The sequence below is a fragment of the Streptomyces sp. NPDC003247 genome (assembly GCF_042888135.1).
Lineage (GTDB): Bacteria > Actinomycetota > Actinomycetes > Streptomycetales > Streptomycetaceae > Streptomyces.
On the sequence record NZ_JBIAPF010000012.1, the window covers coordinates 256376 to 271192 of the forward strand.

The 14817-nt window shown below is 74.0% G+C and carries 12 protein-coding genes, 1 tRNA gene and 1 pseudogene; 8 read left to right on the forward strand and 6 right to left on the reverse strand.

What is annotated here, in order from left to right; genetic code table 11:
- Nucleotides 1-9: 9 nt before the first annotated feature.
- Nucleotides 10-1083 (forward strand): Ldh family oxidoreductase, encoded by a 1074-nt coding sequence (locus tag ACFYWQ_RS34210; RefSeq protein ID WP_389521964.1) that lies wholly within the window; start codon nt 10-12, stop codon nt 1081-1083.
- A gap of 298 nt (nt 1084-1381) precedes the next feature.
- Nucleotides 1382-1455 (forward strand) — tRNA-Pro (locus ACFYWQ_RS34215).
- Between the two features lie 86 nt (nt 1456-1541).
- On the opposite strand, the gene ACFYWQ_RS34220 is transcribed toward ACFYWQ_RS34215, so the two are convergent.
- Genes ACFYWQ_RS34220 through ACFYWQ_RS34235 form a run of 4 tightly spaced genes read right to left on the reverse strand, consistent with a single transcriptional unit; the run spans nt 1542 to nt 6302 of the window.
- Nucleotides 1542-2162: a hypothetical protein gene (locus ACFYWQ_RS34220; RefSeq protein WP_389521966.1), complete on the reverse strand. Its 621-nt coding sequence runs from the start codon at nt 2160-2162 to the stop codon at nt 1542-1544.
- Nucleotides 2159-2524, reverse strand: a complete 366-nt coding sequence (locus ACFYWQ_RS34225) for a hypothetical protein (RefSeq protein WP_389521968.1) — start codon at nt 2522-2524, stop codon at nt 2159-2161. The genes ACFYWQ_RS34220 and ACFYWQ_RS34225 overlap by 4 nt, the downstream gene beginning before the upstream one ends.
- A gap of 38 nt (nt 2525-2562) precedes the next feature.
- Entirely contained in the window at nt 2563-3870 is a 1308-nt protein-coding gene (locus ACFYWQ_RS34230; RefSeq protein WP_389521970.1) for a CHAT domain-containing protein, read from the reverse strand.
- Complete coding sequence (locus tag ACFYWQ_RS34235) at nt 3867-6302, reverse strand: hypothetical protein (protein WP_389521972.1); 2436 nt, start codon at nt 6300-6302, stop codon at nt 3867-3869. Before ACFYWQ_RS34235 ends, ACFYWQ_RS34230 begins: the two co-directional genes overlap by 4 nt.
- Before the next feature lie 246 nt (nt 6303-6548).
- Between ACFYWQ_RS34235 and ACFYWQ_RS34240 the strand changes: the two genes are divergently transcribed.
- The 4 genes from ACFYWQ_RS34240 (at nt 6549) to ACFYWQ_RS34255 (ending at nt 9784) form a co-directional block, all read left to right on the forward strand.
- Nucleotides 6549-7238, forward strand: a complete 690-nt coding sequence (locus ACFYWQ_RS34240; RefSeq protein ID WP_389521974.1) for a class II aldolase/adducin family protein — start codon at nt 6549-6551, stop codon at nt 7236-7238.
- On the forward strand, nt 7235-8164 hold the full coding sequence (locus tag ACFYWQ_RS34245; protein ID WP_389521976.1) for a carbohydrate kinase family protein: 930 nt from the start codon (nt 7235-7237) through the stop codon (nt 8162-8164). Before ACFYWQ_RS34240 ends, ACFYWQ_RS34245 begins: the two co-directional genes overlap by 4 nt.
- Nucleotides 8165-8528: 364 nt before the next feature.
- Nucleotides 8529-8651 carry a putative leader peptide gene (locus tag ACFYWQ_RS34250; protein ID WP_385071512.1) on the forward strand — a complete coding sequence of 41 codons (123 nt, stop codon included), beginning with the start codon at nt 8529-8531 and terminating at the stop codon, nt 8649-8651.
- 140 nt (nt 8652-8791) lie between these two features.
- Complete coding sequence (locus ACFYWQ_RS34255) at nt 8792-9784, forward strand: glutathione S-transferase C-terminal domain-containing protein (RefSeq protein ID WP_389521978.1); 993 nt, start codon at nt 8792-8794, stop codon at nt 9782-9784.
- Nucleotides 9785-9848: 64 nt separating this feature from the next.
- Here the strand turns inward: ACFYWQ_RS34255 and ACFYWQ_RS34260 are convergent.
- Nucleotides 9849-10127: pseudogene (locus ACFYWQ_RS34260) on the reverse strand (TetR family transcriptional regulator); the annotation flags it as partial.
- A gap of 237 nt (nt 10128-10364) precedes the next feature.
- Here ACFYWQ_RS34260 and ACFYWQ_RS34265 point away from each other — a divergent pair.
- A complete protein-coding gene (locus ACFYWQ_RS34265) occupies nt 10365-11966 on the forward strand; it encodes a GMC family oxidoreductase N-terminal domain-containing protein (protein WP_389521980.1) in 1602 nt (533 codons plus the stop codon).
- A 132-nt stretch (nt 11967-12098) separates the two neighbouring features.
- On the opposite strand, the gene ACFYWQ_RS34270 is transcribed toward ACFYWQ_RS34265, so the two are convergent.
- Nucleotides 12099-13184, reverse strand: a complete 1086-nt coding sequence (locus ACFYWQ_RS34270) for a M12 family metallopeptidase (protein ID WP_389521982.1) — start codon at nt 13182-13184, stop codon at nt 12099-12101.
- 240 nt (nt 13185-13424) lie between these two features.
- On the opposite strand from ACFYWQ_RS34270, the gene ACFYWQ_RS34275 reads away from it, so the two are divergent.
- Nucleotides 13425-14817, forward strand: a 1393-nt coding sequence (locus tag ACFYWQ_RS34275; protein ID WP_389522041.1) for a hypothetical protein, incomplete at its 3' end; no start/stop codon positions are given.

The window sequence follows — 14817 nt, forward strand, 5'->3', positions numbered from 1 at the left end:
ACCCGCCCCATGTCCGACACCCCCACCCCCAAGCCGGGCAAGGTCCTGGTCCCGGCCGAGGACCTGCGCACCTTCTCCGCCGCCCTCCTGGAGAAGGGCGGCCTGAGCGCCGAGCACGCCCGCACCACCGCCGACGTGTTCGTCTGGGCGGCGCTGCGCGGGGTCGACTCGCACGGCATCGCCCGGGTCCCCGCCTACCTGGACCTGCTGGAGAAGGGCGTCGCCAACGCCGACGCCGACATCACGGTCGAGTCCTCCACCCCGGCCGCGGCCGTCCTGGACGCCGACCGCGCCCCCGGACCGGTCGCCCTGTCCGCCGCCGCCGAGGTGGCGGTCACCCGGGCCAGGACGAACGGTGTCGCCGCGGTGGGCGTACGCCGCACCGTGCACACCGGCGCCATCGGCTACTACGTGTCCAAGATCGCCGAGCAGGGACTCGTCGGGATCGGCTTCGTCGCCGGCATGCCCAACATGGGCTACACCGGCGTCAAGGGCGCGGCGGTCGCCACCAGCCCGCTCGCCGTCGCCGTACCGGCCGAGCGGCACGCGCCGCTGCTGCTCGACATGGCCACCGCCACCATCGCCCTGGGCAAGATCCGGCAGGCGAAGGCGAGCGGCACCCCGCTGCCCGAGGGCGCGGCCGCCACCGAGGACGGCACCCCGACCACCGACCCGGAGAAGGCGGTCATGCCGCTGCCGCTGGGCGGGGCGAAGGGCTCCGGCATGTCGCTGGCGTTCGAGCTGCTGACCAGTGTGCTGGTCGGCGCGCCGATCTTCGCGTCGTTCCACTCGGACGACCCGGCCGGACGCAAGCACCGCCAGAACGCCCTGCTCATCGCCGTCGACCCGGCCGCCTTCGGCGGAGCGGACGCCTTCACCGAGGCCGTCGACTCCACCCTGGGCACCCTGAAGGGCCTGCCGGCGGCGGACGGCGCGGAGGGCGTGTTCTACCCCGGCGAGCGCAGTGCCGCGGTGGCCGCCGGGCGCGGGGAGAAGGGCATCCCGGTGGCACCGAAGGTGTGGCGCGACCTGACGGAGCGCGCCGGGAAGCTGGGCGTCGCCCTGCCGGAGACCGCCGCATAGGGGGAACGGTCTCCAGGGCGGCGACCCGGGCACGGGGGAACGGGCCCCGGGCGAACGGGGGCTCGGGGGGCGGGGGCCGGGAGATTAGGGCCCGGGGGAACGGGGGAGGCCGGCGGGTGACGGGCTCCGGTGCGGCGGACGCGGGCCTTCCCCCGGGCCCTCCCTCTCGGCCCCGCCCGCACCGTGTGCGCGGCGGCTGCCGTGCCGCGGGCCCGAGGCACCGCGCGGTACGCGGTCCCGTGCGCTTACGGTAGTGTTTACCTGCGCGTTCGCACGGTTCACCCGGTGCCGGACGCGACGGGACGTGGCGCAGCTTGGTAGCGCACTTGACTGGGGGTCAAGGGGTCGCAGGTTCAAATCCTGTCGTCCCGACTCGCGAGAGTCGTGGTTCAGGGCCGGTTTCGGAGACATCCGAAACCGGCCCTGCTTCTTTCCGTGGGGTGCGCGGTGATCCGCGCTCATGGACATGCCCTGGTGGCCTTGAGTGCCGAGACGCGCGACAGGTCGATCGTGACCTCGCCGGCCGAGGTTCTGAGGACCAAAGTGCCCCGGCCCACCCGGACGGTGGAGCCGCAGAGAGTGCCGGTGGGTGTGGTGACCTGCGTCATCGGGGCAGCGCGCTCCGGGCCGTACCACGTGGTCGCCACCGCGCTCAGCAGCAGGAGCGCGCAGGCGAGGGTCAGCGCGATCCCTCTGCGGAGAGCCTTCGCACAGTCGAGTGCCTCGATGTGGTCGCCGACGGGAGGCGGCAGCAGATCCCGGGCCGGGGTGACGGCCGGCCGGCCGTGGGCGGCGCGCAGGAGCAGCAGTGCTCCCGACGTGCCGGCGATCAGCGCCGCCAGCAGCAGGAACCCCACGGCCACGGCCCAGCGCTCGGCCAACTGGCCGATGTCGGAGCGGCCCCTGATCAGGCTGAATCCCACGAGGGCGGTGAGCAGCGCGCCAAGCCCGTTGCGCCACGCGGTGGCCGCCTCTCGTACGCGCGGCAGTTCCGTGCGCAGCAGCCGGTCGCGTTCCTGTGCCCGGCGCAGGTCGGCGGGGCCGGCCGGCGCGGGGTCCGGTGAGAGCGGGCGGCTCACCGCGGTGCCTCCGGTACGCGCACGGACCAGTAGGCGCCGCATCCGTACCGGCCTTCCGGCCGGTCGGGGTGGTCCTCGTCGCAGGTGCACATCATCAGTTCGACCCGCGGCTCCGCCGCCGCCCCGTCCGGTGCCCCCTGCCGTCGCCTGCCGAACCAGGGACCTCCGCCCCGGAAGACGCCGCTGACGACCGGGATGTCGATGGCTGCCGCACAGCGGGGGCAACGGCCGCTCAGGACAAGTGTGTCGGGCCTCGGCTCGGTCACGGTGAAGGTCCGCGCCACATGCGTTCCGAACTCCTCGGCGGTCGTCTCCCGGTAGGGCAGCGGTCCACGACGCCGGGCGAGGAAGCCGAAGGCCATGGTCCCTCCTGAGGGGTGTCCGGGGTGGAGGGCCTGGGTCAGGGCCCGGTATGGGTGAACGGTGTCCACACACCGGGCGCGAGGCGCCGGTCGTCCCGCAGCGCGCGCACCGCCGTGTGCAGGGCGCGGGCCGACCGCGCGGGCTCGAACCGCCCGGTGGAGGTGAGGTCGCGGTACACCGCTTCGGCGACGTCGGCGGCGATGTCGTCGTACACCGACCACAGGGTCCCGACGACCTGCCGGTAGCCGGTGTAGTGCAGGGCCGCCGCCAGCGTGATGGTCTCGTCGGGGAGCGTCGCCACGCCGGTGGCGGTCTGGCAGGCCGACAGGAACGCGAACTCGCCGCGATGCCGCTGGACGCCGATGTCGGCCACACGGAGAACGTCGCCACCGTGCAGCGACAGGCCCCCTCGGGACGGGTCCAGCAGATCCTGGCCCCCGTGACAGCTGAAGTGCACCCACCGGTGCCGCGGGAGCTCGGAACGGACGAGGTCCGCCGTGGCGTCGCCGCCCTCCAGCAGGGTGTGGCGGCTCGGGAACAGGGAGGTGAGCATCTCCCTTTCGCGGGCGACGTCGGTCAGCGGCACCTGGGCGGGATCGTCGGGCAGCGAGACGATCAGCAGGCGCTCGTCGTCAGGACGGGCGTGGAGCGGCCGCCGGGCCTCCACCAGCGCACGCAGCGTCGGGGTGTAGGACGACACCACCCGGTCCAGGACAGTGCGGAGGCTGCCGTCGTGGTGGCCGGCACCGTGCAGCGGGAGGAGGGTGAGGAGACCGGTCGGACACCACCACAGCCGCGGCCACTCGGCGGTGTCGCCGTCGGGCGGCTCGACGAAGCCCAGGACCGCCAGCACCGGTTCGGCGACGGTGTCCCACAGCCATCGCAGGAGCGACACCAGCGTCGTCTCCCGCTTGTCCAGAGCGCGGTGCAGGGACAGCATCGCCTGCGAACGGCGCCTGGCCGCGGCCGCGGTGGCTTCGCCCGGGCCGTGCTCCAGGCGGGCCGCCCGCAGGTCGTGGACGGCCAGGTCCACTTCCTGGAGGGCTTCGAGGTAGGTCAGGGTGCGGTCGACGATCGACTGCTGGGACAGCCGGGGCAGAGGCTCGACGTGTACGCCGCCCGTGGTGACCACCAGGGCGTCGCACCGCCACCGGCTGGTGTTGAGGATGACGACCGGTCCGGCCTGCGCGGCGGGCAGGAGGGTGCGCAGCCGTGGTGCGAGGAAGTCCTCGAACCCGTCGAGGCCACGGGCCTGTTCGACGAGCCGGTCCCACTCGCGTGCCAGGGCCATGCGTCTTTCGGCCCGGTGTGCGGCGGCGGTGTCGGGCCGTGGGGCACTCGTCATGTCGGGTCCCCCGCTTCCCCGGGCGGTGCGGTCACTCGTCGAAGGCCGGCCGTTGCCGCACCGCCGTCGGGGGGCGGTGCGGACGGCCGGAAGACGTCGGTCTCGTCGAGGGACGTGTCGCCGAGTTCGAGGGAGACGGCACGGAGCCGGTCGGCCAGTTCACGGTGGGCCGCCCGCAGGGCGGCGAAGTCGTCGTGCGCGTCGAGGATCTGGTTCCAGATGACGTTCCGTCCCTGTTCCAGCAACTCCACGGCTCGGTCCGCCCGGCCGGCCGACAGGGCGCAGGCAGCGGCGTCGCCCGTCACGTCCACCACGCTCTGGAGACGCTGTTCCCGGCTGCGGCGCTCGATCGCGCGCGAGGCGACCAGGGGGAGCAGGGCGACCGCCGCCTCGTACAGGTCGGCCGCCGCTCTGCTCCCCGGGTCCAGTGCCGCCGCGGCGTATCCGGCGGCTCGTGCGGCCGTGACGCGCGTCGTCACCGGCGAGGTCGCCAGTGCCGCCGCCTCGCTCCACAGCCCGATCGCCCGGTGCGCGTCGGCCGACGACGCGGTCAGTTCCGCGGTCAGGTGCAGACAGGACGCCGCGTTGGACAGCAGGTGGCCTCTGTCGGCGTGGTCGGCGGGAAGTGCGTCGAGGGCCGCCCGCGCGAGTGCGCCGGCTTCGGCCGCGTCGGCTGTGGCGCCGTCGCGTTCCGCCCGGTTCCGCAGCATCAGCGCCCGGCCGGCGAGCCACCGCGGCCGGTTCTCATGACCCACGGGCGTCAGATCGAGGGCCGCCCGGCTCACCTCGATCGCCTCGTCGAGATCACCGGGCGACCCGATGCCCAGCGTGGCGCGCATGCTCAACAGCGCCGCCAGGTTCGAGAGATACCGATTGCGGTCCCGGTCCGACCGCAGACACGCGTCCACCGCCGCACGCGCCGCCGTCAGGGCCGCGTCGAGATCCGCGGGCCTCTGCGACTGGACGAAGAGCCGCTGCAGGTTGGCGCTGAGGTTGGACAGGCACAGCGCCCGGTTCCCGGAGGAGGCGACGGCCACGGCCGCCCGGCTGACGTCGATGGCCTCGCGGAGGTCGGACAGGGCGCCGAGCCAGGCGAAACGGGTGCCGAGCGCGCCGCTCAGGTTGATGAGGCCGTGGCTCTCCTCCTGCGCGCCGCCGTGGTCCTCCGCGGCACGGGCCACGGCCGCCCGGCCCAGCGTGATGGCTTGGTCCAGGTCCTCGACCGAGGAGTTGCGCTCGGCCCGGATCCTCAGCTGTCCGGCAAGCGCGGTGAGGTAGTCGGCCTCGCGGGCGTCCCCCTCCGGTACGAGGGACAGGGCGTCGCGGGTGATTCCCACGGCGTCGTCCAAGTCGGTGACGGTGCCCGTGTGCTGCGCCCGGAGGAGCAGGGATTCTCCCAACTGGACCTTTCGCCAGGGAAGTTCTTCGTCGTCGGCCGAGGACGCGGCGACCGCTCCGCGCAGCGCGTCTATGCCCTCGTCCAGATCGGAGAGCGAGCCGGACTCGTGGAACCGGCCGACCAGGAAGAAGCCCAGCCCCTCCAGTCGTCGCGCCCGGTGCGGATCGTCGGCGTTCGTGATCTCCGTGACGGCCCGGCTGAGCGCGACGCCGTCGTCCAGCAGCCCCTCGAACCGCTCGGTCGATTGCAGGGCGGCATCCAGCAGGGACCGCCGCTGTTCGTGTGCGAGGTCTGTCGTCGGGGTGGCCGAGACCGAAGCCCTGAGCAGGTCGATCGCTTCTTCCAGTTCGGTGAGGTTCGTGGTGCGGGTGAACCGGGTGAGCAGGGCCCGGCCCAGGTGGAACTGCGCTCGGGCCCGGTCGGACGGTGAGGACGCGTACAGCACGCCCTCCCGTCCCGCGCTGATGGCCTGATCGCAGTCGTCCGGTTCGTGGGAGCGCCGGAACCGGGCGAGGTACGCCGCGGAAAGCAGCGCGGCCACCACTGCCCGCTGCGGGTTCTCCGCGGAGACGCGGGGGAGGGCGGCGTGCAACAGGCCGATCGCCTCGTCGAACTCGAAAGCGAACCGACCGGCGATGTCCGTCTCGGTGAGGATCCGTCGAGCCCGGTCGGCGACCAGGAGCGCCGCGACCTCGTCGGCGTTCCGGCAGGCACGGAACGCTTCGGGTACGAGAGCCGGATTCGATCGCAGCGCCGTGGCCGTCAGATGGGCGGCGATCCGCAGGTCCGGTGTCTCTTCCCCGGTGGGGAGCAGGTGGTGGCGAATGCTGTGGAACTTGATCAGCACCACCGTGGCGATCGCATGCGGTGCACGGCTCTGTTCGAGCAACCGCCTCAGCCGTGTGGCATCCTCGACCGCCGCCGCGTCGAGCGCCGCGAGCCCGGCGCCGCCGCCGGTGATGTCGATCCCTTTGATCCGTGCGTCGAGTCGTAGCGACAGGGCCAGCATCTGAACAGACTTGCGAATCCCCACTGTTGGCTTCCTTGGACCAGAGGTGAGCGCCTGACGTGTGCCATGTACCCGACGTCACGTCAGCGCTACTCGGAGTCAGCGCCGTCGGGTTCAACGGTGCCTGTTCGGCCCCTCGGAGGCAACCCTGAAGTCGGGGCCGGGCACTTTTCCGGGGCCGGTCGGGGGTGAGCCCGATGCGCGGCACTCCTCGGCCGTCACTGAACATGAACGTGACAATGTTTCAGGTTATGCGCTAGCGTCCCGGCCATGACCGACTCGGGCTCCATGCTGGGTCAGGAGCGGGCCGCCGTGGCGGACGCCTGCCGGCGCCTGGGGGCCGAGGGCCTCCTCATCGGCACGGCGGGGAACGTCAGCGTGCGGGTGGGGGAGCGGGTCGCGGTCACCGCCACGGGAGCGGTCCTCGCCGAACTGACCCCGGAGCAGGTGACCGTCGTGGGCCTGACGGACGGCGAGGTCGTGGCCGGAGCGCTGCGGCCCACCTCCGAACTGGAACTGCACCTCGGCGTCCACCGCCGCCGCGGCGAGGGCGCGGTCGTCCACACCCACGCGCCCATGGCCACCGCGGTCTCCTGCGTGCTGGACGAACTCCCCTGTATCCACTACCAGTTGCTCGCCCTGGGCGGCACGGTACGGGTCGCGCCGTACGCGACCTTCGGCACCCCGGAACTCGCCGAGTCGGTGCTCGCCGCACTCGACGGCCGCAGCGCCGCCCTCATGGCCAACCACGGCGCGGTGACCCACGCCGCCACGCTCGCCCAGGCGGTCGAACACGCGCTGCTGCTCGAATGGGCCTGCGGTGTCTACCAGCGGGCCGCCGCCATGGGCCGGCCCCGGGCCCTGGACGAACGGCAGCAGCTCGCGGTGATCGAGGCCGCCCTCGCCCGCGACTACGGCACCACCCACCCGGCACCACCCGCGCAGGAGGGGACCCGATGAAGGTCGTCACGATGGGCGTGCACGTCCTCGACGTACTGGTACGGCCGGTGGAGGCCATACCGGACGGGCAGGACGCGACCCTGGTGGAGGACATCCGGATGACCGCCGCGGGGACGGCCGGCGGCACCGCCCTCACCCTCGCCAGACTGGGCGCGTCGGTCCGCACCGCGGGCGCCGTCGGCACCGACCCCACCGGCGACATGCTCGTCCAGCTCCTCCGGCGCGCCGGCGTCGACACCGAGTTCCTCGTCCGCAGGGCGGACACCCCGACCTCGGCGAGCGTCCTGCCGATCCGCCCCAACGGCGACCGGCCCTCCCTGCACCTGCTCGGCGCCAATCTCACCTACGGCCTCGACGACGTGCCCTGGGACGCCGTCGCCGAGGCCGGCCACCTGCACCTGGGCGGGCCCGAACTGATCGGCGCCGACGTCGCCGCCCGCATCCTGTCGTACGCCAAGGACCACGGCACGGTCACCTCCGTCGACCTGCTCGCCCCGGGGGCGCTGGGCGGCTTCGAACTGATCGGGGCCGCGCTGCCGTACGTCGACCATCTGCTGCCCAACGAGGACCAGGTGCTCGGCTTCTCCGGTGAACGCGATCCGGTGGCCGGCGTGGAGAAGCTGCGCGCCGCCGGCGCGGGCGTCGTCGCGGTCACGCGGGGCGGGGACGGCGCGCTCGTGGTGAGCGCGGACGGGAGCTGGACGGTCCCCGCCTTCGCGGTCGACGTCGTCGACACCACCGGATGCGGGGACGCCTTCTCGGCGGGTTATCTGCGTGGAGTGGCACTGGGGCGCGCGCCGCGGGAGGCGGCCGTCCTGGGCTGCGCCGCGGCGGCCCTCGTCGCCCAGGGGCTCGGCAGCGACCACGGCGACTTCGACCTGGCGGCCGCCGACGCGTTCGCGGCGAGCGCGAGGACACGCGCGTGAGGTGAGACGGCCCGCCACGGCCTGTCTCGGCCTGCCACGGCCTCTCGGCCTCGGGCCGGTGCGGGGCGGGCCGCCGTGGAGGGGGCGCGTCGCGGACACGAGGTGCCGTGGTGACGGAGTGCCGCAGCGGACGGGGTGCCGCAGCGGACGGGGTACCGCGGCGGACGGGGTGTCAGACGGGTGTCGGCTCCCCGCGACCGGAGGGACGAGGGGCGCCCGCCCGGCCGCGCCGCGCGGCCTTCGGCAGGCGCGGCCCGCTCACCCCGTGGACACACTTGCACTCATCCCGTGGACGCCCTCTTGACGCCGACCGGAGGCGGATCGACACTCGGTGGCGGGAATCCTAGTGAACAGGTAGGGATACATGGGGCGCCTTGAGCCGTTCGCCAGCCGAGCGAGCCGCACGGCATGGTCGTCGCCCCTTCTCACCTCCCGCCGTCACATCGATCTGCTGCGCGTCTGCAGCGCAATCGACATCCAGGGCTGAACCGGCCCGTCACCGCGCCGAGCCGACCGGGCCGTGCCCAGGGCACCGCCCGCCGAGGCGCGCGCGGACAGGGCCGCGCCCTCCCGCAAGCCGTCGCATCCGCCGCGCGTCCGTCCGCGCGCCCGCCCCAGGGGAGAGCCATGTCCTCCACGCCGCTGACCACCGACCCCGCCCACGCGTCCCCTCACCCCGCCCCCTCGCCCGCCCACACCTCCGCCCGCCCCGTCCCCGCCTTCCGCGGGCGCATCGGCCGCGACGCGCGCAGCGGCCACTACGCGGTGCCGCGCCGCTACCGCCTCCACCTGTCACCGGCCGACCCCGACGGCCTGCGCATCGCCGTCACCCACAGCCTGCTCGGCCTGGACCGCGTCTGTCCTGTGACCTTCCTGCCCGCCGTACCGGACTGTCCCGACGGCGGCCACTCCGCGCTGCGACCGCTCTACGACGCCAGCGCCCACCGCTACACCGGACCCGCCCTCGCGCCGGTCCTCAGCGACGACTGGTCCGGACGCATCGTCTCCACCTACGGCCCCGACATCGCCCGCGACCTGGCCCGGCACTTCGGCGGCGGACGTACCGCGCTGTACCCGTGCGGCCGCGAGTCGGAGATCGACGCCGTCGAACGGATGTGTGCGCAAGGTGTGGAGGAGGCGGCTCAGCACGCCGGAGCGGCCGGGGCCGGCGAGGCGGAGCGCGCCGCCGCGCTCGACACGCTGCTCGGCACGCTGGGCGTGCTGGAGCGGGGGCTCGGCGCGCACCCGTACCTGATCAGCGACCGGATCACCGCCGCCGACGTCGAGTTGTGGGTGACGCTGGTCCAACTGGACACCGTGCACCGCCACCACCTGGACGCGGCCGCCGTGCACCGCGTCGCCGACCACCCCGCCCTGTGGGCCTACGCCCGTCGCCTGGCCGCGCACCCGGCTTTCGGCGGTCACCTCGACCTCGACGCCATCAACCGCCGCCATCACGCCCGCTGCCAGGGACTGGAGGCCGCCGGAGCCGCCGTCCAGATCCTGGACTGGGCCACCCACGCCACCCCTTCCACTCGGCCCACCCACTCCACTCAGCCCACCCCCTCCCCCCGGACCTCCCCCGCCCCGGGCGCGCGGCCGCAGGCCGACCGGCCCTGACCGCACTCCGCCCGCGACACGCCAGACCGTCAGTACGGCAGGCCGTCAAGTACGGCAGGCCCTCCGCGGCGGTGCGGAGGGCCGCGCGCAGGCATACGGCCATCTCGCCGTCGGCGGCGCCCCCGTCGGCGGTGGAGCGCGGGGCGAACTCCTCGGCCGCCGCACGCAGCACGCCGTTGACGGTGGCCGCGTGCACCTTCACGCGTAGGTCGTCGGGGTCCGCGGCGGATCGGCGGGCGAGGAGTTCACCGAGGACGGGCAGCGCGTCGTCGTGCGCCGGGAATCGGACGGCGCGCGGCGCGGGCTCGGTGCGGCGCAGCTCCACGGCGGCGAGCGGCGGCACCGCCCACCTCCAGGCGTAGAGCCGGCACGGGCAGACATCTTGTCACTGAGTGACAGGGCCCTCTACTCTCCCGATGTGACTTACCAGTAAGTAAGAACGCGGCGGGATCTGCATGTCATGTACCTGACTACTTTGCGCGTCCGGCCGGCCGACCCGCACCACCCGGCCCCCCCCGCCCGGCTCCTCCAGCCTCCCCCCCACCTCCCAGCCCTCCCCCCCACCCACACCGGAGTCGCCATGTCCCTCACCCCGACCAGGCGCACCTTCCTCACCGGAGCCGCCGGGATCGGAGCGGCGAGCCTGCTCAAAGCCCCCGCCGCGGCCGCCGCGTCCGCCTGCGTGACCTTGACGAGGGAAGAGCACCGGGCCGTCGTCATCGGCTCGGGATTCGGCGGCGGCGTCGCGGCGCTCCGGCTGGCCCAGGCGGGTGTCCCGGTCACCGTCCTGGAACGCGGCCGGCGCTGGCCCACGGGACCGAACGCCGAGACCTTCCCCCACGTGTCCGGCCTGGACAAGCGGATGCTCTGGTACGGCACCCTCCCGGAAGCGGTCCGCCCGCTCGCGCAACTGCTGGGCACACCACTGGACTTCACGCCCTACGCCGGGCTGCTCGAACCGGTGCTCGGCCGGAACATCCTGGCGGTCTGCGCGTCCGGGGTCGGCGGGGGATCCCTCGTCTACCAGGGCATGACCCTGCAACCGTCGGAAGCGGTGTTCACCGCCTGGCTGCCCGAACAGCTCGACTACCAGCGCATGAACAGCGTCCACTACCCGCGCGTCGCCCGGATGCTGCACACGGCCACCGCACCCGACGAACTGATCGCCACGCCCACGTACTATGCGGCCCGGGTCTTCGCCGAACGCGTCCGCGAGGCCGGCTACGGCCTGGAGAAGATCCCCATGCCGATCGACTGGGACTACGCCCTGGCCGAACTGCGCGGCGAGATGAAACCGTCGTACACGAACGGGGACTGCGCGCTGGGCGTCAACAACGGCGGCAAGCACTCGGTCGACGTCACCTACCTCCGACAGGCCGAGGCGACGGGCAACGTCACCGTCGCCACGCTCCACAACGTCACCTCCGTCGCCCGCGCCCGGGACGGCCGCTGGGAGGTGCACGTCGACCGGACCGACGACGCGGGCACCGTGGTCGAGCAGAAGATCCTCACCACCCGCGCCCTGGTCATGGCGGCCGGCAGCCTCAACACCAGCCGGCTCCTGGTCCGCGCCGGCGCCACCGGCGCCATCCCCGACCTGCCCGACGGCCTCGGCGAGGGCTGGGGCACGAACGGTGACCGGATCTACGCCTGGACCGACCTCCAGGAGGACTTCGGCGCCGAACAGGGCGGTCCCGTCGTCTACGGCAGCAAGGACTGGGCCGACCCGGCCACCGCCCACACGATCATCCAGGCCTCGCTCCCCCCGCTCGGCATCGACGCGAGGACGACGATGCTCGTCGGCTTCGGGGTGAGCGCCGACCGCGGCCGGTTCCGTTACGACTCCCTCACCGACTCCGTGACACTGCACTGGCCCCTGGGCGGCGACAGCGCCGTCCACCGGCAGATCCATCGGCGGGTGTCGGCGGTCGCCGCCGGCCTCGGCGTCCTCACCGACACCAACTCCCTCGTCAACAGCACCTGGCACCCCCTCGGCGGCGCACCGATGGGCACCGTCTGCGACCTGGAAGGCCGCGTGAAGGACCAGCCCGGCCTGTACGTCCTCGACGGCGCCCTGATCCCGGGCACCACCGGCGCGTGCAACCCGTCGATGACCATCGCCGCCGTGGCCGAACGGGCGATGGACGCCATCGTCACCCAGGACGTCGGCACCACCGTCTAGTACGGGGACCGCGCCGGACCCGCCGCGCGTATGCGGGCCGGGCGACGTCTCCCTCCCCCGAAGGCGACGTCGCCCGGCCCATCCCCCGCCGCCGGACTGGTCGGTGTGCCCGCGTGGCCGCGGGCCGTGCTGTCACCAGCACATGACGGCCGTCTCGCCCGACCCCCAGCCGGAGTACAGGCGTACGCGGACGAAGTAGCGGCGGCCCCTGACGAGGCGCGCCCTGATGGTGGCGTTGTGCTCGGTGCCGCCGTCGTCCCGGCCCGCGAGGAAGCGGGGCTCGCCGTCACGCTCCTCGAAGACCACGACGACGGAGTCGCTCGCGCCGAAGGTGCCCACGGCGTACTCGCGGGTCTCCGGCGGCTCGACGGTGAAGTCGGCCTGCTCGCCCGGGCCCAGCGACAACGCCACCGAACGGAACGGCGTCAGCGCGGGCGGCCGGGGTGTGTCCAGGGGCGGGTACCAGCGGAGCGCGAACTCCTTGTCCAGGGCGGACAGCCCGCCGGGGGTGTGCACGCCCCCGCGGAACTGCTCGGGTTCCAGGATCAGCCCCGCCGCGAACGGGTACTCCATGACGGACTGCGGGTCCCACACCGAGCCGTTGACCTCGGCCGGGTCCAGCTTGCGCAGGATGTTGAAGAAGGTGCGGTCCCGGCTCCAGAAGTTGGGCGGGCCCGCCAGATCGGCGTACACGGCCTCGTCGTCCCAGTGGATGCCGGCGAACGGGCTCTGGTGTTCGTGCTGCATGCCGAGGGCGTGCCCGATCTCGTGCAGCGCCGTCGCGCGCTCCCCGGGTGAGGTCAGGTCCCACCCGAAGTTCATGGTGCGCTCGTGCAGGCCCGGCAGCAGCGCGTCCCGGCCCACGGCCGACCAGGAGCCGTCGCCCTGCTGGAAACCTATGCGCAGTTCGGCCTCCGAGCGGTCGAAGACCTCGGTGAACCCGATGCCGATGCCGAGGTCCCGCCACTCGCGGAAACAGTCGCGCACCACGTCCCGCTGTTCGTGGCCGCCGACCCACGAGACCCGGCGGGTGCCGGCGGCACCGGGGACCGGGATCACGGATCCGTCGGTGTCGCCGTCGAAGAAGTAGTAGTGCAGCACGGTGCCGTTGACCCACATCCGGCGTCCGCCCATGAGCGCACCGACCCGCTCGGCGGCCAGCCCCGGGGCGAACGCGGGGGCAGGCTGCTGCACGAGCGAGCAGTAACGGGCGGTCATGGGTTCCAGGGTGCCCCGGGGACCCGTCCGGGGACCTGAGTCGGGGCCTACTCAAGTCGCCCTGTATCAGGAATGAGTATGCGGACTCCTGTGGATGTGACGACTTCCGTACGCGCCGCCCGCGCCCCCCGGCCGCTCTCCTCGCCGGACCTCGTGCCGGTCCCCCCGACGCTCCTCCCGCCGCGCCGCGGGCCGGTCCGGCCGACGGCCGCCCCGCCCGCTCCGTCGCCGCTCGCGTCGGTGTCGCCGTCGGCGCCGTGGACGTTCACCGGCCGGGAGGAGGAACGGGAGCTGGTCCGGCGTGCGTCGGCGGCCGGCCGGCCCGGCATCGTGGTGACCGGGCCGGCCGGCTGCGGCCGCACCCGGCTGGCCGCCGAGGCGGTCCGCGGCACGGACTGCGTACGCGTGGCCGGCACCCCCGGGACACGGGGCACCGCGTTCGCCGCCTTCGCCCATCTCCTGCCCGAGGGTGTCACCCTGCACCGGGCCGTCCGGCTCCTGTCCGGCGTACGGCTGCTGCTGGTCGACGACGCCCACCTCCTCGACGACTCCTCCGCCGCCCTCGTCCACCAACTGGCCGTCCAGGGCCGCACCCGCCTGCTGGTCCTCGTCACGGACGGCGCCCCCGCGCCCGGCGCCGTGACCCGGCTGCGGACGGGCGAACTCCTGCCCCGCCTCGCCCTGGAGCCGCTGCCCCGCGAGGAGATCGCCACGCTGCTGGCCGAGGCCGCCGGCGTCCCCCTGGAGCCCCTGACCCTCAACCGCCTGCACCACCTGTCCGGGGGCGACCTGCGCCTGCTGCGCGACCTGCTGGACGCGCTGCGTGAACAGGACCTGCTGACCCGGTCCCCGGACGGGGAGGGGAGGTGGCGCGGCCGGCTCCCCCTCACCCCCGTCCTGCGCGAACGCGCCGCGCCCGTCCTGACCCGCGCCTGCCCCGACGAACGGGAGACGCTCGACCGCCTCGCCTTCGCCGAGCCGCTGCCGGTCCGCGTCGACGACCTTGATCTGCACGTCCTCGAACGTCTGGAGTCCGACGGTCTGGTCCACGCCGACGACGACACGGCCGTCCGCCTCGCCCACCCCCTGCACGGCCCCGTGCTCCGCGCCGCCGCCGGCCGGCTGCGGGCCCGCCGGCTGTCCGCCGCGCGGGGGCCGCTCGGCCCGGCCCTCGACGCGGAGGCCGCCGGCCTGACCCGCCGTATCGCCCGGCTGGACGTCCGTACGACGCCCACGCCGGTGGGGGAGTGGCTGGTGGCGGAGGGCGAGCCGGTCCCGCCGCCGTACGCGGCCGTCCGCGCGCGGTTCGCCCGGCTGCGCGGCGAACTGCGCGAGGCGGCCGCCTGGGCGAGGGAGGGCCTGGCCGGCACCCCCGACCACGACGAGTGCCGCCACCAACTCGCCCTGACCGCCCTCCAGTCGGGCGACGAGTCCGGCCCCGGCGCCCCGCACGCCTCCGGCGCCCCGCACGCCTCCGGCGCCCCGTCCGGCTCCGGCGTCCCGTACGGTCCCGATGTCCCGTCCGGCTCCGGTGTCTCGTACGGTCCCGATGTCCCGTCCGGCTCCGGTGTCTCGTACGGTCCCGATGTCCCGTCCGGCTCCGGTGTCTCGTACGGTCCCGATGTCCCGTCCG